A 22,087-nucleotide genomic window follows, 5' to 3' on the forward strand; every position below is an offset into this window, starting at 1 on the left:
GGCTCTCTAAGGGTGGGTCTGCAGGTCGTCGGCGCAGTTGAGGCAGTACACGCAATAAGCCCTGCCGAGCACCGGCAGCGCCACGTTGCGGACCCGGATGCCGCCCGGCGTCATGCCCTTCTCGCTGCCCTTGTGCGCGTGCCCGTGCAGGATCAGGTCGGCGCCGGCCGTGTCGACCGCCTCCGCCAGCAGGTAGCTGCCCAGGAAGGGGTAGATCTCGGGCGGCTCGCCCTCCAGCGTCTCCTTGATCGGGGAGTAGTGCGACAGCACCACGCGGTGGTCGGCCACGATCTCCTTCAGTGCCACCTTCCACGCCTCGGCGATGTAGCGCGTGTGGGAGACGAAGTTCTTGATCTCGCGCTCGCCGAACTCGCTGGCGCACTTGCCCGCGTACCCGCCGCCGAATCCCTTGCCGCCGACGACGCCCAGCTTCTTGTCGCCGCACTGCACGACCACACCGTCGTCGTCGAGCACGATGACGCCGGCGTCGCGCAGCTCGCTGGCGATCTCGTACTGCAGGTCGGAGTGGTAGTCGTGGTTGCCGAGCACCGCGATGACGGGGATCGGCAGGCCGCGCAGCTCGTCGGCCACGACCCGGCCCTCTTCCAGCGTGCCGTGCCGGGTGAGGTCTCCCGCCAGCATGAACACGTCCGCACGGTCCTCGATGCCTTCGAGCTTCTTCCTGTACTGGCCTCTGACGTCCTCGCCGAGGTGGATGTCCCCCACGGCGGCTATACGCAGGTCAGTCAAGATGCTCATCCTCCCCCGGCGCGGTCGCCTCAACGACGTTGATCTCGTTGTGCACGTGGAGCTCGGGCGCGACCTCGTGCGCCACCTGGCCGAGCCGCTCGCGCTGCTCGGCGCCGCTCACCTGTCCGCGCAGGAAAAGCTGGTCGCCTCTGATGTCGACGCGAATTCCGAGCTCGTGCGTGCGTCCGTCCTCGGCCAGCGCCTGCTGGACACGGGCCGCGACGTACTGCGGAGCTTCCATCGCTCGCCTCCTTCTTCTGTCGGCGCATGCCCGGTCGCGAACAGCTCAAACGGCGCGAATCAGCTCAATGACCGCCCGTTCGACGGGTCCCGCCGTGGCGAGCTGCCCGAAATCCGCGTCCGCCCCGAGCTCCGTCAGCGCCCCCGCGATCGTCCTGTCCTGGTCGTACGCCTCCACCACGCGCGGATCCACGTACGACGCCCGCGCCACCGTCGGAGTGTTGCCCAGATACTCCGCGACCTCCCGCATCACCCGGGTGATGGCCCGCTTCTTGCTGGTGACGCCCTCCCGCGCCGGCCTGGACACTGCCAGCCCCACCGCCGCCAGCACGGTGGCGTGCCAGGTGCGGAAGTCCTTGGCCGTGACCTCGTAGCCGATGGTCTCGCGCAGGTACTCGTTGATGTCCTCGCTCCTGATGTCGCCCCAGCCGCCCTCACGCCGGTAGCGCAGCAGCTCGCCCTCCACGCGCAGCGCCTTGAGCGAGCGCAGCACCTTGCACGCGGCCGGGTCGGCCACCTCGACCTCCCGCCTGATGTCGCCCTTGGCCTGGTAGGAGCAGGTGACCACGCCGCGCGAGCAGGTGATGTGCTCCATCCGCAGCGTGGCCAGGCCGTAGGTGTCGTAGCTCTCGCCGCCGATGCGGAAGAAGCCGATGTCGAGCAGCCGGGCCGCGGCGGCCAGCACCCGCTCCCTGGTCAGCCCGCGCCCCTGGAGCTGCTCGTCCACGGTCTTCCTGAACGCGGGCAGCCGCTCGGCCACCTCCAGCACCCGGTCGAACTTGGCCCGGTCCTGCTGCTCGCGCCACAGGTCGTGGTAGCGGTACTGCCGCCGACCTGCGGAGTCCGTGCCGACGGCCTGCAGATGCCCGCGCGGCGACGTGCAGATCCACACGTCCCGCCAGGCAGGGGGGATGGCCAGCGCCCTGATGCGGGCGAGCGTGGCGGGATCGCGCACCGGCCGGCCGTCGGGGCCCTCGTAGCTGAACCCGCGCCCGCGCCGGCGCCGCACGATGCCCGGCTCGCTCTGGTCGCTGGGGTGCAACTCGCCGGAATGTCGATCTCGCTCGGGCACGCAGGGCGGCTACCCCCGACGTTAGGCGGCAAACAGTAGGGGCAGGTGAGCCGCATGTCTGACAACGGAGAATGGCACGAGACACGCGACACCCGAGGGCACGCCATGGTGCCCGCGACCCCCCGCGACGTCATGCACGTCAGGGTCGGGTCGTTCATCCTGGTCTTCCTGTTCGCCTTCGCGGTGCTCGGCCTGCTCACCGGGGCGCCGGTGCTGACGGGCATCGCCGTCGTGCTGGCCATCGGCACGGCGATCGACATGACGCTGGCCGTACGACGCCAGAAGCGGCAGCAGGGACCTGACGGAGAGGCGGGCTGATTCCGGCATGGCACCACTTCGTGGACGCGTGGTAGTGGTGACGGGCGCGAGCGGCGGCGTCGGGCGCGCCGTCGTACGCGAGCTCGGCGCGCAGGGCGCCAAGGTCGCGCTGATCGCCCGCGGTACGACCGGCCTCGGCGCGGCCGCCGTGGACGTGGGCGTGGAGGGCGGCACCGGGCAGGTGTACGAGGCCGACGTGGCCGAGTACGAGCAGGTGCGCGCGGCGGCGGAACGCATCGAGAAGGAGATGGGCCCCATCTCCGTCTGGATCAACACCGCCTTCTCCTCCGTGTTCGCCAAGTTCACCGACATCACCCCCGAGGAGTACGAGCGCACCACCGCCGTCACCTACCTGGGCTACGTCTGGGGCACCAAGGTCGCGCTCGACCTGATGCGCCCCCGCAACGCCGGCGCGATCGTCCAGACCGGCTCCGCCCTGTCGCAGCGGGGCATCCCCCTCCAGTCCGCCTACTGCGGCGCCAAGCACGCCATCAAGGGCTTCACCGAGTCCGTCCGCACGGAGCTGCTGGCCGACCGCAGCAACGTGCGCGTCACGCTCGTCCAGCTCCCCGCGGTCAACACCCCGCAGTTCGACTGGGTGCTGTCCAAGCTGCGCCGCCACCCCCAGCCCGTCCCCCCGATCTACCAGCCGGAAGTGGCGGCCCGCGCGATCGTGTACGCGGCCGCCCACCCCGAGCGCAAGGAGTACTGGGTCGGGACCAGCACCGTGGCGACCCTGCTCGCGCAGCGCGTCGCGCCCGCCCTGGTGGACCGCTACCTGGCCCGCACCGGCACGCAGTCGCAGGTGACGGACGACAAGCAGCCCACGGGCGTGGCCAACCTGTGGGAGCCCGCCGACGAGAGCACCGACTACGGCGCGCACGGCTCGTTCGACGACCGCTCGCACGCGCGCAGCCCCCAGGTCTGGCTCTCCCAGCACCGCGGGCCGGTCCTGCTCGGCCTGGCCGGTGGTGCCGCCGCCGCGGCCGTCGCCGCCGTGCGGCGCCTGCGCCGGGCCTGACCCCCTGATCACCCGGGCCCGCGCCTTCCCCAGGGCGACTCGCGCGCGCCGAGTCAAGCGACGGCGCCCGGGTAGGCGGGGCGGAAACGTCTCGAGGAGGTCATGATGCCTGACCGCGATCTTCAGTACCTGGCCGAGCTGGCGGCACAGCTTCGCGTGGATTCCGTACGAGCGGCGGCGGAGGCGGGCTCGGGCCATCCGACCTCGTCCATGTCCGCGGCCGACCTGATGGCGGTGCTCTTCGCGTGCCACCTGCGCTACGACTTCGAGCACCCGGAGCACCCGGCCAACGACCACGTGATCTTCTCCAAGGGGCACGCCTCCCCCTTGCTGTACTCCCTTTACAAGGCGGCCGGCGTGATCAGCGACGAGGAGCTGCTGTCGTTCCGCCGCAGGGGCAGCCGCCTGGAGGGCCATCCCACGCCCCGGCTGCCCTGGGTGGACGTGGCGACCGGCTCGCTGGGCCAGGGGTTGCCCGTCGGCGTGGGCGTGGCGATGGCCGGCCGGCTGGAGCGGCTGCCGTACCGCGTGTGGGTGTTGTGCGGTGACAGCGAGCTGGCGGAAGGCTCCATCTGGGAGGCGGCCGAGCACGCCGGCAGCGAGGGCCTGGCGAACCTGACGGCCATCGTGGACGTGAACCGGCTCGGCCAGCGCGGCCCCACCCGGCACGGCTGGGACACCGGCGCGTACGCGCGCCGGTTCGGCGCGTTCGGCTGGCACACCATCGAGATCGACGGGCACGACCCCGGCCAGATCGACTTCGCCCTCGGCGACGCCCGCAACACGCGGCGCCGGCCGACCGTGATCCTGGCCAAGACCCGCAAGGGCGAGGGCGTGCTGGAGGTCGAGAACCGCGAGGGCGCCCACGGCAAGGCGCTCAAGGACCCGGACAAGGCCGTGCAGGAGCTGGGCGGGCCGCGCAGTGTGCGCGTCGAGGTGCAGCGGCCCGAGGTGGACGCGACGCCGTTCCGGTTCGCGAGCAACGGGATGAAGCTGCCCTCCTACCAGGTGGGCGAGCAGGTCGCGACGCGGACCGCGTACGGGGCGGCGCTGGCGGCGCTCGGCTCGGCCCGCGGCGACGTCGTGGCGCTGGACGGGGAGGTGGCCGACTCGACGAAGACGGAGACGTTCGCCAAGGAGCACCCCGAGCGCTTCTTCGAGATGTACATCGCCGAGCAGCAGCTCGTCGCCGCCGCCGTCGGGCTGCAGGTGCGCGGGTGGAAGCCGTACGCGGCGACGTTCGCGGCGTTCCTGACCCGGGCGCACGACTTCATCAGGATGGCCGGCGTGAGCGGGGCCGACATCCGGCTGGTCGGCTCGCACGCCGGGGTGGCGATCGGCGAGGACGGGCCGTCGCAGATGGGCCTGGAGGACCTGGCGATGATGCGCACGGTGCACGGCAGCACCGTGCTCTACCCGTGCGACGCCAACCAGACGGCCGCGCTGATCGCCGAGATGGCGGACCTGGAGGGCGTGTCCTACCTGCGGACCACGCGCGGCGACACCCCCGTGATCTATCCGCCGGGCGAGCGGTTCACGGTGGGCGGGTCGCGGGTGCTGCGGCACACGCCCGGCGACCGGGCCACGATCGTGGCGGCGGGCGTCACCGTGCACGAGGCGCTGGCGGCGGCCGACGACCTCCAGGCGGACGGCATCCCCGTGGGCGTCATCGACCTGTACTCGATCAAGCCGGTCGACACGGCCGTGCTGGCCGAGGCGGCGACCACCACCGGCAACCTGATCACCGTGGAGGACCACCGCGCCGAGGGCGGGCTGGGCGACGCGGTGCTGGACGCCGTGAGCGAGCTGGGGCCGCGCGTGGTGAAGCTGGCCGTGACCGATCTGCCCGGCTCGGCGACGCCGCGGGAGCAGCTCGCCGACGCCCGGATCGACCGCCACGCCATCGCCGACGCGGTCAAGCGGCTGCTGTGAGCGCCGCCCGGAGACATGAGTGAGGGCCGTCGATCCAGCGAGATCGACGGCCCTCCGGGTGGTTGGTGAACGATGTCGCCAAGCCCCACCTCGTCAGCGGGACTTCGCCGCGGAAGCCTTCTTGGGAGTGGACTTCTTCGCGGTGGACTTCTTGGGGGCGGACTTCGTGGACTTCTTGGGCGACGACTTGGGCCCCGACTTCACCTTGGACGTCGCCTTGGTGCCGGACTTCGACGAGGAAGCCGCCTTCGTCCCGGACTTGGTGCCCGTGGACTTGGTGCCGGTCGACTTGGTGCCGGTCGACTTCGTGCTCGCCTTCCCGTTCGAGCGGGACTTCGCCGTGGCCGACCTGTTGGCCTTCTTGATGGCCTCGACCAGCTCCGGCTTGGTCATCCTCGACCGGCCGGTCACGCCGAGCCGGCCGGCCACCTGCATCAGGTGGTCCTTGCTGGCGTTGGCGTCCACGCCCTCTTCCGTCCTGCCGGAGCGGTCGGTGGCGCCCTTGTCGGAAGGGCCCTTGCCGTCCTTCGCCTCCCAGTGGTCGCCGACCTTCTCGAAGGAGTGCTTCAGCGCGGCGAACGCGGTCATGTGGGCGCGCCGTCCCTCGCCGTACTCCTTGACGGCCGAGTCGTGCGCCTTGATCCACGTGTTCTGCGCCTTCTTCGGAGAACGCTTGATGGTCGACGGCAGCTCTTCAACGGCTGGCATGTCGATTCACCTCCTACAGCGGTGGTTCGTCGTAGTGGCGGCGCTCCTCGTAGACCGTGGTCCTGCGGGCCTCCGGCTCCTCGTAGATCTCGTGACGGTGCACCGGCTCGTCGATCGGGCCGACCGCGCGGCGCGTGACGGTGATCCTGTATATGCCGAACAGGAGCCCGACCAGGCCACCGAGCATGAGGATGACGCCAACTACGTTGATGTCGAGGCCGGCGAGGTCGAACTCGACGGCCCAGGTGAGGATCGCACCGAGCATGATGAGGATGATGCTTCCGGCGATGGTCATCAGATTTACCTCCTTGACACGAAGGAACCTCTATCCACATGTCGAAAAACAAACCAGTCGTGATGATCGGGCTCATGGGCTCGGGCAAGACGACCGCCGGCCGCTTGATCGCTGAGGCGCTCGGGCTGCCGTTCACCGACAGCGACCAGTACCTCCAGGAGAAGTACGGCGCCACCTCCGCGCCGATCGCCGCCCGCGAGGGCAAAGAGGCTCTGCACCGCTACGAGGCCGAGCACGTGCTGGAGGAGCTGGCGGGCGAGCCGAAGGTGATCGCCGCGGCGGCCAGCACGCTGGAGAACGCCGAGGTGCGCGCGGCGATGCGCAAGGCGTTCGTGGTCTGGGTGGACGCCGACGACGCGGTGCTGGCCGAGCGGATGCGCACCAGCAAGCACCGCCCCGACTACGACCCGAGGGAGATGCGGGCCCGCCGCGAGACGTTCTTCCGCGAGGTGTCGGACCTGATCTGCGACGTCGGCGTGCTCACCCCCGAGCATGTGCGCGACGAGGTGCTGGCCGAAATGGGTTTGCCCGGCGTTGATCGCGACTGATAGCCAGAAGGGATGCCAGAGGGACTGCCAGAAGGACCGTTCGCCGAGAAACCCACGCTGAAGGGCGCGCGCGTCACGCTGCGCCCCGTCGGCCCCGAGCACGTCGAAGGCCTGATCGAGTCGGTCTCCGACCCCGATGTGCGCCGGCTGACGGGCTCGCACGCCACGTTCGACCCCGATCAGCTGCGCGCGTGGTACGCCACCCGCGGCGACCACCCCGACCGGCTCGACCTGGCCATCATGGCCGGCGACGAGTACGTCGGCGAGGTCGTGCTGAACGAGCTCGACGCTCCCAACCTGTCGTGCAACCTGCGCATCGGGCTGGTCGGCCCCCGCGTGTTCGGCAAGGGGTACGGCACGGAGGCGATCGAGCTGGTCCTCGGCCACGCGTTCGGCACCACGCCGCTGCACCGGATCAGGCTCGGCGTCTACGCCTTCAACGAGCGGGCGCGGCACGTCTACAAGAAGATCGGCTTCGTCGAGGAGGGCGTCGAGCGCGACGCGCTCCTGTGGGACGGGCAGTGGCACGACTGCGTGCTCATGGCCATCCTGCGGCCGGAGTGGCAGGCCGCGTCGCGGGGCCTGGCATAATGATCATGACGCATGGGTCCCCCGAGGCGCGCGGGGGACCTGTCGCGTCCTTCCGGATCAGGTCGTTTCCGGACAACCAATGGGCGGTGTCGTGCATCTAAGCATCAGTGACGATGCGCTTGGTGCCCGGTGATCCCGAAAGGCTTGGCGGCTATTGGCTGGCCGCCAGGCTGGGCGCGGGCGGGCGCGGTGTCGTCTACGACGCCTACGACGACGAAGGCCACCGGTTCGCGGTCACCGTGCCGCGCGGCGAGGTCGGGCACCGCTACGAGCGCGTGACCTGCCGCCACCTGGCCGAAGTGGTCGCCGTCGGGTCCGACGCGGGCATCCCCTACGTGGTGAGCGAGTTCGTCAACGGGCCCGACCTGCGGCAGGCCGTCGCGCTGCACGGGCCGTACGCGGGCGCCGAGCTGGCCGCGCTGGCCGGGGCGCTGGCCGAGGTGCTGCGCGCGCTGCACGACGCCGGGCTCACCCACCGGGGGCTCAACCCCGAGAGCGTGCTCCTGGCCGACGACGGCCCCAAGGTGATCGAGCTGGGGCTGCCGGTGCCCCGGCCGCTGGGCGCGTGCACGTACCAGGCGCCCGAAGTGCTCACCGGGCAGGCCGCCGAGGCGGCGGCCGACGTGTTCGCGTGGGGCGCCGTCGTGCTGTTCGCGGCCACCGGACACGACCCGTTCCACGGCGACAGCCTCGGCGGCATCATGCACCGGCTGCTGACCGTCGACCCCGACGTGAGCTGCCTGCCCGGCTCCCTCGCCGAGCTGGTCGGGCGGGCGCTGGCGAAGGACCCCGCCGACCGTCCCACGGCCGCCGAGCTGCTGGTCGACAGCGACGCGCAGCTGCGGCCGCCCGAGACGTACGTCCGGCAGCGGTCGCTGGGCGAGCTGGCCGAGGAGGTGTACGCGACGCTCACGCCCGCCCAGCAGCAGGAGGTGCCCGGCCTGCTGCTGCGCCTGCTCGACGGCGACACCCCGCACGACGAGGGCGACGTGCTGCGCCCGCTCATGGAGGCCGGCCTGCTCGTCCGCCGCAGCGTCCGCGTGCCCGCCGTCGAGACCTCCGTCGGCAAGCTCGTCGCCGTCAGCGACGACCGCGTCGCCCCGGCCAGTGCCGCGCTCTACCGGGCCTGGCCCCGGCTGCGCGGCTGGGTGGCCGACGAGCGCGAGGGCCTGGTCGTGCACCGCCGCATCCGCGAGGCCGCCCGGCACTGGTCGGAGCACCGGCGCGGGCGCGGGCACCTGCTGCGCGGGCACGAGCTCGACACCGCGCTCGGCTGGGCCGCCACCAAGCGCCGCCACGTGCGGCTCAACCAGCTCGAACGCGACTTCATCAACGACAGCGTGGCCCTGTCCAAGCAACGCAGGAAGCTGCTCGTGCCCGCGCTCGCGTCCGTCGCGGCCGTGCTGGCCGTCGCCGTCACGATGACCGTCGTGTCCGTGCACGGGCAGAACGACCTGCGCGAACGCCTCATCGAAGCCGACGCCCGCGCCGTCGCCGCCCGCGCCGAGTCGCTGCGCACCTCCGACCCGCGCACCGCCATGCGGCTCAGCGTGGCCGCGTGGCGGCTCGCGCCCGTCTTCGAGGCGCGGGCCGCGCTCCAGGCGTCGCTCGTCCAGCCGGAGCTGGCCGTCTTCACCGACCCCGACGCCGACCCGCAGGCCCGCTACCTGCTGCGCGGCGACACCCTCATCCGATGGGACGCCTCAGCGCTCACCCTCTGGGACGTCGCAGCCCGGCGGCGGGTCGCGTCGTACCCGCTGCCCGCCGGCATCACGGCACTCAGCGACGACGGCCGCTACGCCGAGGGCCCCGCCACCGGCCCCATCGACGTCACCACCGGCCGCGCGCCCGACGCGGCCGTCTACGCCATCAGCAAGGGGAACAGGACCCGGGTCTACCGGGGGACACGCGTGCTCTTCGACCTCACCGACGCCAAGGTCGCGCTGTCGGCCGACGGCGCGCGGGCGGCCGTCTCCCGCCTCAACGGGCGGGTCGAGCTGTGGGACCTGGCGCCGCGCCGTACCCGGGTGAAGGTCCTCGAGGTCGAACCCCTCACCGGCGCGGACGCCGCCGCCCCCGCCCTCGCCTTCAGCCCGGACGGCCGCACGCTCGCGGTCGCCGGCCGCGACGGGGTCACGCTGGTCGGGGGCGAGGACGCGCGGTCGCGCGGAGCCTCCGCCGAGACGTTCGGGACGGCGACGCAGCCCGGGCCCGACACGGTCGCCGACCTGTCGCGCGGTGCGTCGCCCGCCCCGACCGGCGCCACCGCCCCAAGCTCGGGCGTCCTCGCCCTGCCCGCCCCGACCCCCACCCCGGCCCAGGCCCCGCCCTCGGCCCCATCCCAGGCGGCGGCCCCGGGCACCTCCCAGGCTCCGGCGGCCCGCGCCTCGCAGGCGCCAGTGGCGAGCACCTCGCAGCCTCCCGCCGCGAGCACCTCGCAGCCTCCCGCCGCGGGCGCGTCGCAGGCCCCGGCGGCGGGCGCGTCGGCGAGCACGGGCGCGGACGCCCCCGCGACCGGCCCGGCCCAGCCGGACGCGCAGACCGGGACGGCCCGAGCGGAGGCCGAGGCCAGTGCGAGCAAGGCGGGCCGGCCGGGCACCGGCGGCTCGGGCACCGGGCAGCCGCAGGCACGCGCGACCGGAGCGACGCCGCGCCACGCCGACGAGGCGGGCACCGGACGGTCCGGAAGCGGCGATCCCCAGGCGGCGCGGACGGGCGACGGCGAGGCGGCCCGCTCCTCCGACGGCCAGGCAGCACGCCCCCGCGACGGCGAGACGGCACGGGCCGGCGACGGTGGCGGGGAGGCGGCGCGAACCAGTGACGGTGGCGGGGAAGCGGCGCGGACCGGCGACGGTCAGGCGGCACGGGCCGGTGACGGGCAGGACGCGCGGGCCGGTGACGGTCAGGGGGCGCGACCGGGTGGTGAGCCGGATGATGGGCGTGGGCCCGGGGCCCGGCAGGGGCAGGACCGGGCGTGGGGGGTCGAGGTCGTGGACGGGATGGAGGCGGCGCCGGGCGCGTCGGCGGGCCCGCTCGTCTTCAGCCCCGACGGCCGCCTGCTCGCACTCCCCGGCGCCGGCGAGGTACGTGTCTGGAACGTCGCCGAGCGCCGCCTGTCCGGCTCGTACCCCCTCAAGGACCCCGGCCACGGCCTGGCCTTCTCCCTGGACGGCCGCCAGCTGCGCTACCTCGGCGGCCTGGGCTCGGTCGTCTCGCTGGACGTGTCCGGCCTGCCGGCGCCGTCCGGCGACGGCCACATAGCGGCGTTCTCGGGCAACGGCCGCGTCGCGGCCAAGGAGGTCGGGAACGCGATCGAGCTCACCGACACCGAGGAGCGCAGGAAGCTGGGCCGGATCGCGGCGGCCGGGGACCTGGCGTTCGACGCGGCCGGCCGGCTGCTGGCGGTGGCGGGCGACCCGGTGACGGTGTGGGAGGTGGCCGGCGGCAGGCAGGTGTCCACGATCGAGGCGGGCGGCGACGTGCCCGCCGTGGCCCTCTCCCCCGACGGCGGCACGCTGGCGACCGCGCGCGGCAAGCTGCTGGAGACGTGGGACGTGCGTACGGGCCGGCGCATCAAGGAGTACGCGGGCGCCGGCGACCTGGCGCTGGCCTTCAGCCCCGACGGCACGACGCTGGCCGCCGGCCGGAACCTGCTCGACCTGCCCACGGGCCGCGTCACCCCGCTCGACCTGACCGACGGCGCGGCCCCGACGGCGCTGGCCTTCTCCCCCGACGGCGGCCGGCTGGCGATCGCGCTGGAGGGCGGCCGGGTGCTGCTGTGGGACGTCCGGGAGCGGGCGACCATGGGCACGATCGAGACCGGCTCCGCCCCGGTGGACGAGCTGCGCTTCTCCCCGGCCGGCGACCTGCTGGCCGTGGACGCGGGCCGTACCTCCCTCTGGGACACCGCGGCGCTGCGCGAGGTCGGCCAGGTCGGCTCGTGGGCCGCCGGGCTCGCCTTCAGCCAGGACGGCAAGCGGCTGCGCGGCGTGGCGCTCGACGGCACCGTACGGGAGGTCGCGGTCGATCCCGGGCTGACGGCGCGCGAGGTGTGCGCACGCGCGGACGGCGCGCTGACCAGGGCGGAGTGGGCGCGCCTGATCCCGGAGAGCGGCTACCAGGACAGCTGCTGACCCCGCCCCGCCCTAGCTGACGACCTTGAGCACCTTGCCCTGCGGGCTGGCCACGAGGTAGCCGCCGCGGCTGTAGGTGTCGTAGGCGTAGACGAGCAGGACCTGCTTCATCGAGGCGAACGAGTAGTCGGGGTCGACGATCATGTGATGGGAGATCGGGGCGCGGGCGCCGAGGTCGCTCTTCGCCTTCTTGAGCAGGGAGGGCAGCGCGTCCCAGTTGAACTTGGCCAGGTCGATGAGGGGGGTGTCGAACGTGCTGCCCGTCCTGGGGCCGGTGACGTTCCCGTCGCGGTAGTCGTAGCTGTCGTAGACCTCGGGGTCGTCCTTGCGGGGGACGTCCACGGAGGCGTGGGTCGGGTGGACCGTCATCTTGACGACCTTGGTGCCGCCGATGACCGGCTTCAGCTTGGCGATCATGTCGCGCATGCCGGCGGGGGTGAGCAGGTTCTTCGCGGCGGGCTCGCCGGTGGCGTCGTCGCCGGGCTCGTCGGCGGGCTCGTCGGCGGGCTCCGTGGTGGCGGTGGTGGGATCGATCCCGAGGTTGAGGCTGGTGGTCCGGGGGTTGCCGCCGGCCGCGTCCGTGATCGTGGGCAGGAACTGCCACACCAGCACGGCCACCGCCGCGACCGCCGCCACCGACACGGACACCGCCACCGCCGCTCCGCGCCCGGCGCGGGTGCTGCGGCGGGTGGTCGCGGTGTCGGCGCCCGGGATCGGCCCGGCGCCCCACGGGGGCTGCTGCTGGGGCGCCTTGGCGTACCCGGGCGGGACGGTCTGCCCCGAACCGGGCGGAACGGTGTGCGCGCCCGGGAAGTGCGGGCCACCGGCCCCGTGCTGCGGCATCGCCGGACCCGCACCGAACGCCCCGGCCCCCACCGGCATCCCAGACCCGCCGGCCGGCGGCATCCCAGACCCGCCGGCCGGCGGCATCCCAGGACCGGAGGCCGGCATCCCGGGGCCCAGGTGCGGCGGAGGGGTGCGGCCGGATTCGGCTGCGGCCAGCATGCGGTCCAGGGTCTCCGGGTCCGGGCGGGCGGCCGGGTCGCGGACGAGCAGGGCGCCCAGCACGGGCCCGAGCGCCCCGGCGCGCTCCGCGGGCGGCACGTCCTGGTTGAGGACGGCGGCCAGCGTGGCCAGGGTGGTGCTGCGGCGCAGCGGGTGCCGCCCCTCCACCGCGACGTACACCATCATGCCCAGCGACCACAGGTCGGAGGCGGGGTCGCCTTCGACGCCGTTGATGCGCTCGGGCGCCATGTACTCGGGCGAGCCGATGAACGACCCGGTGGCCGTGAGGCTGGTGGACTCGCGCATCGCGGCGATGCCGAAGTCGGTCAGCACGGAGCGGCCGTCCTCGCGCAGCAGCACGTTGGCGGGTTTGACGTCGCGGTGCTGGATGCCGACGGCGTGGGCGGCCCGCAGGCCGGACAGGACCTCGCGGCCGAGCCGGGCCGCCTCCCTGACCGGTAACGGCCCGCGCTGGAGCTGGTCCTGGAGGGAGCCGCCGGTGACCAGCTCCATGACGATCCAGGGGTAGCCCTGCTCGCCCGGGTCCACGATGTGGTGGATGGTGGCCACGTGGGGGTGGTTGAGCCGGGCGAGGGCGCGGGCCTCGCGCAGCACCCTGGAGCGCAGCTCGCGGGCGAGGGTGGGGTCGTGCTCCTCGATGGAGGGGTCGGGCGGGCGTACCTCCTTGAGCGCGACCTCGCGGTGCAGGGCGACGTCCCAGGCTCGCCAGACCAGGCCCATGCCGCCGCCACCGAGCCGCTCCACGAGTTCGAAGCGGCCGTCGATCACCCTCTTGTCCATGCGGAGAGCGTAGGGCCGGCCCGCCCGGGCGCGCTACGCGCGCGCCCGCCCGGCCAGGTGGGTTACGCGCCCGGCTGCTCCTCCAGGCGCGGGAACAGGGCGGCGCCCTTGGTGACGGTCGAGCCGGCCGGCAGCCTGCCCCACTGGCCGGCTTCCTGGACCCGCTGGTCGGCCAGGGGGCCGAGGGCGGGCTCGGCGCCGAGCGACTCCCACAGCTTCTGGGAGCTGGCGGGCATGAACGGGTGCAGCAGCACGGCGACCGCCCGCAGGGACTCGGCGGCGGTGTAGAGGATGGTCGCCAGGCGGGCCCGCGCTTCCGGGGAGTCGTCCTTGGCCACCTTCCACGGCTCCTGCTCGGAGATGTAGCCGTTGACCTGCTTGATGAACTCGAAGATGGCCAGCAGGCCCGCCTGGAACTCGACGTCGTCGCCGATCTTCCTGTCGGCCTCCGCGACCGCCCTGGCCAGGCCGTCGTGGACGGCCTGCTCGGCGTCGCCGTCGGCGCTCGCGTCCGGCAGCACGCCGTCGAAGTACTTGCCGACCATGGCGGCCACCCGTGAGGCGAGGTTGCCGTAGTCGTTGGCCAGCTCGGAGGTGTAGCGGGCGGCGAGGTCCTCCCAGGAGAACGAGCCGTCCTGACCGTAGGCGATGGCCCGCAGCAGGTACCAGCGGAAGGCGTCGACGCCGAAGTGGGAGGTGATCTGGCGCGGGCTGATGCCGGTCAGGTTCGACTTCGACATCTTCTCGCCGCCGACCAGCAGCCAGCCGTTGGCGACGATGCGGCCCGGCAGCGGCAGCCCGTTGGCCATCAGCAGCGCCGGCCAGATGACCGCGTGGAAGCGCAGGATGTCCTTGCCGAGCAGGTGCACGTCGGCCGGGAAGCTGGCGTCGAACGTCTCCTGGTTCTGGTTGTAGCCGACCGCCGTCGCGTAGTTGAGCAGCGCGTCCACCCACACGTAGATGACGTGGTCGTCGTCCCACGGGACGGGCACGCCCCAGTCGAACGTGGAGCGGGAGATCGACAGGTCCTGCAGCCCCTGGCGGACGAAGCTCAGCACCTCGTTGCGGGCCGACTCGGGCTGGATGAAGCCGGGGTTGGCCTCGTAGTGGGCGAGCAGCTTGTCGGCGTACTCGCTCAGGCGGAAGAAGTAGTTCTCCTCCTTGAGGATCTCCACCGGCCGCTTGTGGATCGGGCACAACTGCTTGCCCGCGTTCTCGCCCGTGCCTTCGAGCAGCTCGCCGGGGAGTTTGTACTCCTCGCAGCCCACGCAATAGGGGCCCTCGTATCCGCCCTTGTAGATCTCGCCCTTGTCGTAAAGGTCCTGGACGAACTCGCGCACCCGGTCGGTGTGCCGCTTCTCGGTGGTGCGGATGAAGTCGTCGTTGGCGATCTCCAGGTGCTGCCAGAGGGGCTTCCACGCCTCCTCCACGAGCTTGTCGCACCACTCCTGCGGGCTGACGCCCTTGGACTCGGCGGTGCGCAGGACCTTCTGGCCGTGCTCGTCGGTGCCGGTGAGGAACCAGACCCGCTCGCCGCGCTGCCGGTGCCACCGGGTGAGAACGTCGCCGGCGACCGTCGTGTAGGCATGGCCCAAGTGCGGCGCGTCGTTGACGTAGTAAATGGGAGTGGTGACGTAGAACGCCTTTCCACTCTTAGTCCCGGATCCGGTGGCCACCATGGGCGTGATCCTACTGGCCGGGGCCCCGGCGTTTCACATGGATTGACCGACGGCCCCGGTCAGGCGAGCGTGGACAGCTCCTCCGCGGCGACGCCGTGCGCGAACGGCAGGCCCTGGGCGTACCTGGCCAGCTCGTCCACGGCCAGGTCGGCGAGGCGGGCCAGCTCGCCGCCCAGCGACCCGGCGATGTGCGGGGTGAGCAGCACGTTCGGCAGGTCGTACAGGGGCGAGCCGGCCGGCAGCACGTCGGGCTCGGTGACGTCGAGGACGGCGTACAGGCGGCCGGAGGCCAGCTCGGCGATGAGCGCGTCCTGGTCGACGAGCGCGCCGCGAGCGGTGTTGATCAGCGTGGCGCCGTCGCGCATCAGAGCCAGGCGGGCGGCGCTGACGAGGTGGCGGGTCTCGGGCAGCGCGGGCGCGTGCACGCTGACGATGTCGCTGCGCTCGAACAGCTCGTCCAGCTCGACCTTCTCCACGCCGAGGTCGTCGGTCAGGTACGGGTCCGCGACCAGCACCTCCAGCTCGAACGGCCGCAGCAGCTCGATCACCCGCCGCCCGATCTTGGACGCGCCGATGATGCCGACGGTGCGCCGGTAGTTGCCGAACCCGGGGAACATCGCGTCGAGGTCGAGCCGGGTGCCGGGGTGCTCGCGGTAGAGCCGGGCGATGTCCACGACCCGCTTGCCGGCGAACAGGATGGCGGCCAGCGTGTACTCGGCGACGGGCTCGGCGTTGGCCACCGCCGCGGACGAGACGAGCAGGCCGCGTTCCCAGCACGCCTCGGTGATGTGGTGCTTGACCGAGCCGGCCGCGTGCACGACGGCCCGCAGGCGCGGGGCGGCGGCCAGCACCTCGGCGGTGATGGGCGGGCACCACCAGCTCGTGTAGAGCACCTCCGCCTCGGCCAGCGCCCCGGCCACGGCCGGGTCGGCGAAGTCGGCGGCCACCAGGCCGGGGTCCACGTCGGCGATCGCGACCAGGCGCTCGCGCACCGGCCCGGTGATGAGCCGGTCGGCGATGTGCGGTGCCATCGCGAGCAGGGTCTTCGGCCGCGAAACGGTCATCACGCTCCCCCGGACATCGGCGTAGGTCAAACGCGATCATAACGATCGACTACGGCCCGGCCCCGCCCGGGCCGCCTCCTCGGCCGGGCTGTCGCCTTACGACCCGCCTCCTCAGCCGTGCTCGTGCCGTCGCCGCACGCCGTCTCACTCGCCGAGATCGCTCAGCTTGCCGATCAGCGCCGTGCGGGAGGTGATGCCGAGCTTCGTGTAGATGTGGCTCAGGTGGTACTCCACGGTCTTGACGCTCAGCACCAGCTTGCGGGCCGCCTGCCGGTTCGTCAGGCCCCTGCTGATCAGCACCGCCACCGTGTGCTCCTGCGGCGTCAGCCCGAGCCGCGCGGTGTCCTGCGGGCGCAGCACCGCCCGCCCGCTCGCGGCCAGCTCCAGGTCGCACTGCTCCAGGTACGGCAGCGCCCCCAGCCGCGACAGCGTGAGCTGGGCCGCTTCGAGCTGCTCCGCGGCGGCCGAGCGGCGGCCCCTACGGCGCAGGAACGTTCCGTACGCGAGCTGGATCCTGGCCTCCTCGAACGGCGTCTCGGTCTTGGCCGTGTGCTCCAGCGCCACCTGGTAGCAGGTCTCCGCCTCGCCTGGCTCGTGCCTGGCCGCGTGCAGCCCCGCCCTGGCGCGGGCGGCGGCGGCCAGCACGCTGCGCCGCTCCCTGTCCAGGGCCAGCAGCTCGCACGGGACGAGGACCTCCTCGGCCTCCTCCGGCCGGCCCGCGTTGACCAGGGCGTCGGCCAGGAGCGTGCGCCAGAGCACGACGACCGGCTCGTCCGGCAGGTTCGTCCTGGTGAGCGGGGTGAGCACGGCGACGACCCCGTCGTGGTCGCCGCGCGCCGTCGCCACCAGGGCCTCGGCGGCGGCCGTGCTCACCTGGGCGGCGACGTTGCCGGGCGAGCAGGCGGCGCGGGCGGCCCGTACGTGCGTGGCGGCCCGCTCCCACTCGCCGCGCGCCGCCGGGACGAGGGCGGCCACGGCGTGGGCGTGGCTCGCCAGCCACGCCTGGCCGAAGTCGTCGGCCGTCGAGGCGCCCAGCTCGGCGTGCCCGGCCGCGTCGTCCCACCGGCCCAGCCGGTACTCGGCCTGGGCCAGCGTCGTCGCCACCAGCAGCTGGAACGGCGCCGACCGGCCGGCGCTCACGGCGAGCAGCCCGAGCAGGTCCGCCTGCGCGCCCGCCAGGTCGTCGGCCCACAGGCGCAGGGTGCCGCGCCCGAGCAGGGCGTCCAGCTCACTGGGGCCGGCCTGCGCGGGCACGGGCAGCTCGGCGCACTCCGCCAGCCCCGCTTCGACCTCCCCGGCCAGCCCCAGCCCCACCAACCGGGCAAACCGCCCGAACTCCCCGCCACCCTCCTGCCTGCTCCCCCGTCCCCTCTCCTGCCTGGTCCCCCGTCCCCTCTCCTGCCTGGTCCCCCGTCCCCTCTCCTGGCCGCCCTCCTGGCCGCTCGCCTGCCTGCTTCCCCGTCCGCTCTCCTGCCTGCAGTCCCGTCCGTTGTCCTGACCGTCCTCCTGTCCACGGGGCAGGGCCAGCGCGTGAGCGGCCCAGCGCGCGGCGTCCGGGCCGCTGCCCCGCAGCAGGCCGGCCAGCGCCAGGCGAGCGCCGATCGCGGAGGCGAGCCGCACGTCACCGCCCGCGCGCGCCTGGGCAGGGTCCGGGGCGCCGGAGGCGTGGGTCCAGGCTTCGTGAAGGCGCCGGACGGCTTCCTCCACCCGTCCCGCCACCAGCGCCACCGACCCCTGGACGTAACCGTGCACCCCGGGATCGCCCCCAGGCGAGATCTGGGCGCCCAGGGCGGCGGCGTCGGCGGGGCGGCCGGCGGCCAGGAGGGCTTCCACCGCCTCGGCGATCAGCCGGTCGCGTTCCGGCCCGGCGCGGGTGAGCTGGACGGCCCTGGTCAGGCAGCCGCACGCGCCGGCCCAGTGCCCGGCCGCCGCCTGCCGCCGCCCCACGAGGGCGACCTCGCGGACGAGCGCGTCGTCCACCTGGTCGGCGGCGGCGAGCCGGTGGTGCAGCCGGTGCACGACGTCCTCGACGAGGGAGGCGGCCTGGAGGTGCAGCCGCCGCCGCGTGGCGGGCCCGAGGTCGTGGTAGACGGCGGCCCTGACGAGCGGGTTGGGGAAGCCGACCGACACGCCGGCGCCGGTACGCCACTCGGCGAGCAGCCCGGCGCCGGTGAGCTGCTCCAGGGCGGGCAGCGGTTCGGTCAGCCCGGCCATGCGGGCGACGAGGTGCAGGGGCGCGGACGTGCCGAGCACGGCGGCGGCCGTGAGCAGCCGTTGCGCGGGGTCGTCGCAGGCGCCCAGCCGCCCGCGCACGTAGGTGGCGTAGGCGCGTGGCGCGGGCAGCGGGGCGTCCACGTCGGCCAGGGTCTCGGCGCGCACCTGCTGGAGCAGCGCCCGCGCGTGCAGGGGGACGCCTTTGGTGTGCTCGTGCAGGCGTTCGGCGGCCTGGGGGGTGAGCCGCACGGGGCCGAGCCGGGCGCTGAGCGCCTGCAGCTCGCGGGCGCTGAGCCCGTCCAGGGGGAGCCGGAGCGCGGCGCTGCTGCGCAGCAGCCGCCGCAGCCCGTCGGGCAGGCGGGGGTGGTCGCTCTCCCTGACGATCACGACGGCGAGCACCCGGTCGGTACGCAGCCGCCGCAGCGCGAACGTCAGCGCCTGCAGCGAGGGCAGGTCGGCCCAGTCGGCCCCGTCGATGGCGACGACGACGGGCGCGGCGTGCTGGAGCTGGGCCAGGAGCTGCAGCAGCGCGGCCCCCACGGCCAGCGGGTCGGGGGTGGCGCCGGCGGCGAGCCCGGCCAGCGCCTCGGGCACCTGGTGGGCCTGGGTCACGAGCTGGGCGAGCACGCCGTAGGGCAGCTCGGACTCGCCGTCGTCGCCGCTGACCTCCAGCACGGCCGCGTTCTCGATCGCGGACAGGAACTCCCCTGCCACCGCCGTCTTGCCGATCCCGGCCGGCCCCTCCAGCACGACGAGGCTCGACCGTCCTTCGCAGACCCGCCCGAGCTGAGCGTGGAGCACCGCCAGTTCGCGGTACCGGCCGACGAACTGTTCGTCCCGGGAGCGCTCGGGTCCATTGCGGAGGGCGCGGGCTGCCATCGGACTCACCCCCTCGCCGGATGTTCCCTAGGCCAAAGTTCATCGTGGGCCTTGGCCCGGCGGGCGTCCAGTCTCCTTTACCCGAGTCAGCTCTTTCGGTCATTAGGGAAACGCCCCGGGGTATTCCCCAGGGCGTTCCCTGATGCTCCCGGCAAAACCCATTCATACCGTCCAACGTGGACGAATGCCCCAAATCGCCGGGAGAACATGATGCCGTCCTACATCGCCGAGGAGCAGCGGGGAGTGGAAGCACGCATTCTCAACGTGCTCTTCCCCACGATCCTCCAGGGACTCCAGCTGACCCACCAGGCAGCCGACCAGTTCGGAGCACGTCCGCAACAGGCCCACCTGCTGCCGATGAGGCCGCGCATGGAGCACCGGCCCGTGGAGTACCAGCAGCAACAGGAGCCCTTCAGCCCCGGGTGGACCTACGCCCAGCTCGCCGCCGACCGCTCGTTCATGGACGTGGCCGCCGTCCTCATGCCGGTCGTGCAGGCCATCATCCCGCCGCTGGTGGAGCAGCTGCTCAGCTTCGGCCCCGCCAAGGCCGACACCGACCAGAACGAGGAGGACCGCTTCCTGCAGTTCGTGCCGCAGCTGCTCGGCACGGTCACGCCGATCATGATGCAGGTGCTGCCGGGCCTGCTCCAGTCGATGCACGGCATGCGCGCCGAGCACCCCGTACGCGTGACCGACCGCGAGCTCAACCAGCGCTACTTCGGCCCGATCGTGCAGGCCACGCTGCCCGCGATCGTCTCGCAGCTGCCCGAGCTGCTGGCCATGGTGCACGGCGACCAGCGCGCCCCCGTCCGGTACGAGCCCATGCCCGGTCGCGGCCCCATCCAGCTCATGCGGATCTCCAGGAACGACCTCGTCAACGCCCACCGGCTGCGCGACGGCGACGTCCTCCACCTCACCGAGACGCCCGCCCAGCCCGGCACCACCGAGATCCGCATCACGACGGCGCCGCACACCATGTGGTGGAAGGGCGTTCAGGTCACCGACGAGACCGGCCAGCAGCTCTGCTTCGTCGAGACCGACGGCGACCGCTACGCCGTCTTCGAGTCGAGGGCCGTGCAGTCCGGCGGCTCCATCGTGCTGTGGAAGGCCCGGATGTTCGGCGAGCACGCGCCGATGTACGTCATCCCGATCGGCGACCTGACGCCCGACGGGAAGTGCTTCGACCTGCACTGGGCCGCCGACTGATGGCCGGGCCCACGCTGCGGCTCGGCAGCAGAGGAGAACAGGTCAGGCGGCTCCAGGAGCTGCTGCGCGCCCGCGGCTACCGGGTACGGGCCGACGGGTACTTCGGCGGCGCCACGTACGGGGCCGTGCTGAGCCTCCAGCAGCGCGAGGGGCTGCCCGCCGACGGCGTGACCGGCCCCGGCACGTGGCGGGCGCTCGGCCGGACCCAGGCGAGCCTGGCGAGCGAGCCCCGCCAGGACGAGCCGGCCGAGTGGAGCTTCATGGTCTACATGGCCGGCAACAACAACCTGTCCGACGCCGCCGGGCGCGACCTGGAGGAGCTGCGCGCCGTCCCGTCGTACAACGGCGTCCGGGTCACCTGCTTCGTCAAGCGGCAGGACGCCGGCGGCCGGGCCCAGCACATGGAGGTCAGGGCCGGCGGCGCGCCCGACCTGATCGAGGAGCTGCACCCGCCGGTCGACTCCGGCCACCCGCAGACGCTGCTCGACTTCGTGCGCTGGTCCGTGCGCCGCGCGCCCGCCAAGCGGTACGCGCTGGTGATCTGGAACCACGGCGGCGGCTGGTCCCCCGACGACCTCGACCAGATCTACACCCAGGTCAGGGGCCGCGCGGCGCGGCGCGACGTGGAGAGCGGCTACGTCCGCAGGGCGCCGCGCGCGTCCATGGCGGACGGCGAGCCGGCCTTCTCGGAGCTGTCCAGGCTGACGGAGTCGCAGGAGATGACCAAGGCGGTGTTCACGACGTCGCTGACCGAGGTGCTGCGCCTGCCGAACGGGCAGGAGCGGGCGATCGCCGGCGACGACGGGACGCTGCACTCGCTGGACACCATCGAGCTGTGCAACGTCATGCGGGCCGTCCACCAGGACCTCGGCCGGCCGCTCGACCTGCTCGGCATGGACGCCTGCCTCATGAGCAACCTGGAGGTCTGCTTCGAGCTGCGCGAGCACGTCGGCGTCGTGGTGGGCTCGGAGGAGCTGGAGCCGAACGAGGGCTGGCCGTACACGGAGATCCTGTCCGCCATGGCGGCCGATCCGCGCATGGACGCGCGCGAGCTCGGGCGGATCGCCGTGGAGGAGTACGTGAAGTCCTACCGCGGCACGCACCAGACCGTCACCCAGTGCGCGGTGGACGCGACCCGCATCGAGGAGTTCATGGGCGAGTTCCAGACGCTGGCCGCGGGCATGCGGCGGCAGGTGCAGGTCAACCGGTCCGTGGTGGACAGCGTGCAGTCGGTCGCGACCCGCTTCCACATCGACCGCTCGCTCATGGACCTGCGCACGATCTGCCTGGCGCTGGTGGCCGACTCGCGCACCGACCCGACGCTGGCCTCGGTGGCGGACAAGCTGCTGGCCATCCACGGGCCGGGCGGCTTCGTGATCAACGAGGGCCACCAGGGCGAGAAGGTGGAGGAGTGCGGCGGGCTGAGCGCGTACTTCCCGATGGAGCGCACCATCTCGCGCTACTACGGGGACCTCCAGATCGCCCAGCACACCGAGTGGGACGAATTCCTCAGGGACTACGCGAACGCGCGTACCATCAGGCGGTAGGAGAGCGCCCGAGGCGGCGTCTTCAGACGGCGTCTCAAGGCGGCGTCAGAGCCACATGCCGGCGTTCCGCCGGCGTCGCTGGGG

General features: G+C 73.1%; 16 protein-coding genes and 1 pseudogene. 8 read left to right on the forward strand and 9 right to left on the reverse strand.

Annotated features, from left to right (window positions below):
* Positions 1–6: 6 nt before the first annotated feature.
* From HCN51_RS14395 to HCN51_RS14405, 3 genes are read right to left on the reverse strand one after another with little or no spacing between them, the layout of a single operon-like run.
* The gene (locus tag HCN51_RS14395; RefSeq protein WP_206066985.1) at positions 7–750 is read right to left on the reverse strand and encodes a metallophosphoesterase family protein; all 744 of its coding nucleotides are present in this window, start codon (positions 748–750) and stop codon (positions 7–9) included.
* The gene (locus HCN51_RS14400) at positions 743–991 is read right to left on the reverse strand and encodes a BON domain-containing protein (protein WP_080045658.1); all 249 of its coding nucleotides are present in this window, start codon (positions 989–991) and stop codon (positions 743–745) included. Before HCN51_RS14400 ends, HCN51_RS14395 begins: the two co-directional genes overlap by 8 nt.
* A 45-nt stretch (positions 992–1,036) precedes the next feature.
* Positions 1,037–2,032 carry a DNA topoisomerase IB gene (locus tag HCN51_RS14405; RefSeq protein WP_168010139.1) on the reverse strand — a complete coding sequence of 332 codons (996 nt, stop codon included), beginning with the start codon at positions 2,030–2,032 and terminating at the stop codon, positions 1,037–1,039.
* Between the two features lie 84 nt (positions 2,033–2,116).
* On the opposite strand from HCN51_RS14405, the gene HCN51_RS14410 reads away from it, so the two are divergent.
* From HCN51_RS14410 to HCN51_RS14420, 3 genes are all read left to right on the forward strand, one after another.
* Positions 2,117–2,380, forward strand: coding sequence for a hypothetical protein (locus HCN51_RS14410; RefSeq protein ID WP_155129213.1), 264 nt, complete (start codon positions 2,117–2,119; stop codon positions 2,378–2,380).
* Between the two features lie 7 nt (positions 2,381–2,387).
* Complete coding sequence (locus tag HCN51_RS14415) at positions 2,388–3,401, forward strand: SDR family oxidoreductase (RefSeq protein WP_168010140.1); 1,014 nt, start codon at positions 2,388–2,390, stop codon at positions 3,399–3,401.
* Positions 3,402–3,503: 102 nt separating this feature from the next.
* Complete coding sequence (locus tag HCN51_RS14420) at positions 3,504–5,333, forward strand: transketolase (RefSeq protein WP_240972800.1); 1,830 nt, start codon at positions 3,504–3,506, stop codon at positions 5,331–5,333.
* A 327-nt stretch (positions 5,334–5,660) separates the two neighbouring features.
* On the opposite strand, the pseudogene HCN51_RS59395 reads toward HCN51_RS14420, so the two are convergent.
* Together HCN51_RS59395 and HCN51_RS14430 are read right to left on the reverse strand one after the other, a co-directional pair.
* A pseudogene (locus HCN51_RS59395) lies at positions 5,661–6,041 on the reverse strand (ChaB family protein); the annotation flags it as partial.
* A 13-nt stretch (positions 6,042–6,054) separates the two neighbouring features.
* On the reverse strand, positions 6,055–6,336 hold the full coding sequence (locus tag HCN51_RS14430) for a hypothetical protein (RefSeq protein ID WP_168010142.1): 282 nt from the start codon (positions 6,334–6,336) through the stop codon (positions 6,055–6,057).
* Positions 6,337–6,374: 38 nt separating this feature from the next.
* On the opposite strand from HCN51_RS14430, the gene HCN51_RS14435 reads away from it, so the two are divergent.
* The 3 genes from HCN51_RS14435 to HCN51_RS14445 all read left to right on the forward strand — a co-directional run bounded on the left by HCN51_RS14435 (position 6,375) and on the right by HCN51_RS14445 (position 11,608).
* Positions 6,375–6,884 (forward strand): shikimate kinase, encoded by a 510-nt coding sequence (locus tag HCN51_RS14435; protein WP_206066987.1) that lies wholly within the window; start codon positions 6,375–6,377, stop codon positions 6,882–6,884.
* A gap of 12 nt (positions 6,885–6,896) precedes the next feature.
* Positions 6,897–7,475, forward strand: coding sequence for a GNAT family N-acetyltransferase (locus HCN51_RS14440; protein ID WP_080045652.1), 579 nt, complete (start codon positions 6,897–6,899; stop codon positions 7,473–7,475).
* A gap of 122 nt (positions 7,476–7,597) precedes the next feature.
* The gene (locus HCN51_RS14445; RefSeq protein WP_168010143.1) at positions 7,598–11,608 is read left to right on the forward strand and encodes an nSTAND1 domain-containing NTPase; all 4,011 of its coding nucleotides are present in this window, start codon (positions 7,598–7,600) and stop codon (positions 11,606–11,608) included.
* Between the two features lie 12 nt (positions 11,609–11,620).
* On the opposite strand, the gene HCN51_RS14450 is transcribed toward HCN51_RS14445, so the two are convergent.
* From HCN51_RS14450 to HCN51_RS14465, 4 genes are all read right to left on the reverse strand, one after another.
* Positions 11,621–13,414: a serine/threonine-protein kinase gene (locus HCN51_RS14450; RefSeq protein WP_206066989.1), complete on the reverse strand. Its 1,794-nt coding sequence runs from the start codon at positions 13,412–13,414 to the stop codon at positions 11,621–11,623.
* Between the two features lie 62 nt (positions 13,415–13,476).
* A complete protein-coding gene (metG, locus tag HCN51_RS14455; protein ID WP_168010144.1) occupies positions 13,477–15,093 on the reverse strand; it encodes a methionine--tRNA ligase in 1,617 nt (538 codons plus the stop codon).
* 59 nt (positions 15,094–15,152) lie between these two features.
* Positions 15,153–16,157: a hydroxyacid dehydrogenase gene (locus HCN51_RS14460; protein ID WP_168010145.1), complete on the reverse strand. Its 1,005-nt coding sequence runs from the start codon at positions 16,155–16,157 to the stop codon at positions 15,153–15,155.
* 144 nt (positions 16,158–16,301) lie between these two features.
* Entirely contained in the window at positions 16,302–19,250 is a 2,949-nt protein-coding gene (locus HCN51_RS14465) for a helix-turn-helix transcriptional regulator (RefSeq protein ID WP_168010146.1), read from the reverse strand.
* Between the two features lie 243 nt (positions 19,251–19,493).
* On the opposite strand from HCN51_RS14465, the gene HCN51_RS14470 reads away from it, so the two are divergent.
* On the forward strand, positions 19,494–20,456 hold the full coding sequence (locus tag HCN51_RS14470; RefSeq protein ID WP_168010147.1) for a hypothetical protein: 963 nt from the start codon (positions 19,494–19,496) through the stop codon (positions 20,454–20,456).
* On the forward strand, positions 20,456–22,003 hold the full coding sequence (locus HCN51_RS14475) for a clostripain-related cysteine peptidase (RefSeq protein ID WP_168010148.1): 1,548 nt from the start codon (positions 20,456–20,458) through the stop codon (positions 22,001–22,003). Before HCN51_RS14470 ends, HCN51_RS14475 begins: the two co-directional genes overlap by 1 nt.
* Positions 22,004–22,087 lie beyond the last annotated feature (84 nt).

It is taken from the genome of Nonomuraea composti (genome assembly GCF_012034275.1).
In the GTDB taxonomy this organism is placed as follows: Bacteria; Actinomycetota; Actinomycetes; order Streptosporangiales; family Streptosporangiaceae; genus Nonomuraea; species Nonomuraea composti.

Excerpts from the sequence above, each read along its gene's own strand:
- HCN51_RS14430 (WP_168010142.1), bottom strand. The coding sequence starts at position 6,336 with ATGACCATCGCCGGAAGCATCATCCTCATCATGCTCGGTGCGATCCTC.
- HCN51_RS14400 (WP_080045658.1), bottom strand. The coding sequence starts at position 991 with ATGGAAGCTCCGCAGTACGTCGCGGCCCGTGTCCAGCAGGCGCTGGCC.
- HCN51_RS14415 (WP_168010140.1), top strand. The coding sequence starts at position 2,388 with ATGGCACCACTTCGTGGACGCGTGGTAGTGGTGACGGGCGCGAGCGGC.
- metG (WP_168010144.1), bottom strand. The coding sequence starts at position 15,093 with ATGGTGGCCACCGGATCCGGGACTAAGAGTGGAAAGGCGTTCTACGTC.
- HCN51_RS14465 (WP_168010146.1), bottom strand. The coding sequence starts at position 19,250 with ATGGCAGCCCGCGCCCTCCGCAATGGACCCGAGCGCTCCCGGGACGAA.
- HCN51_RS14410 (WP_155129213.1), top strand. The coding sequence starts at position 2,117 with ATGTCTGACAACGGAGAATGGCACGAGACACGCGACACCCGAGGGCAC.
- HCN51_RS14460 (WP_168010145.1), bottom strand. The coding sequence starts at position 16,157 with ATGACCGTTTCGCGGCCGAAGACCCTGCTCGCGATGGCACCGCACATC.
- HCN51_RS14450 (WP_206066989.1), bottom strand. The coding sequence starts at position 13,414 with ATGGACAAGAGGGTGATCGACGGCCGCTTCGAACTCGTGGAGCGGCTC.
- HCN51_RS14440 (WP_080045652.1), top strand. The coding sequence starts at position 6,897 with ATGCCAGAGGGACTGCCAGAAGGACCGTTCGCCGAGAAACCCACGCTG.
- HCN51_RS14420 (WP_240972800.1), top strand. The coding sequence starts at position 3,504 with ATGATGCCTGACCGCGATCTTCAGTACCTGGCCGAGCTGGCGGCACAG.
- HCN51_RS14435 (WP_206066987.1), top strand. The coding sequence starts at position 6,375 with ATGTCGAAAAACAAACCAGTCGTGATGATCGGGCTCATGGGCTCGGGC.
- HCN51_RS14475 (WP_168010148.1), top strand. The coding sequence starts at position 20,456 with ATGGCCGGGCCCACGCTGCGGCTCGGCAGCAGAGGAGAACAGGTCAGG.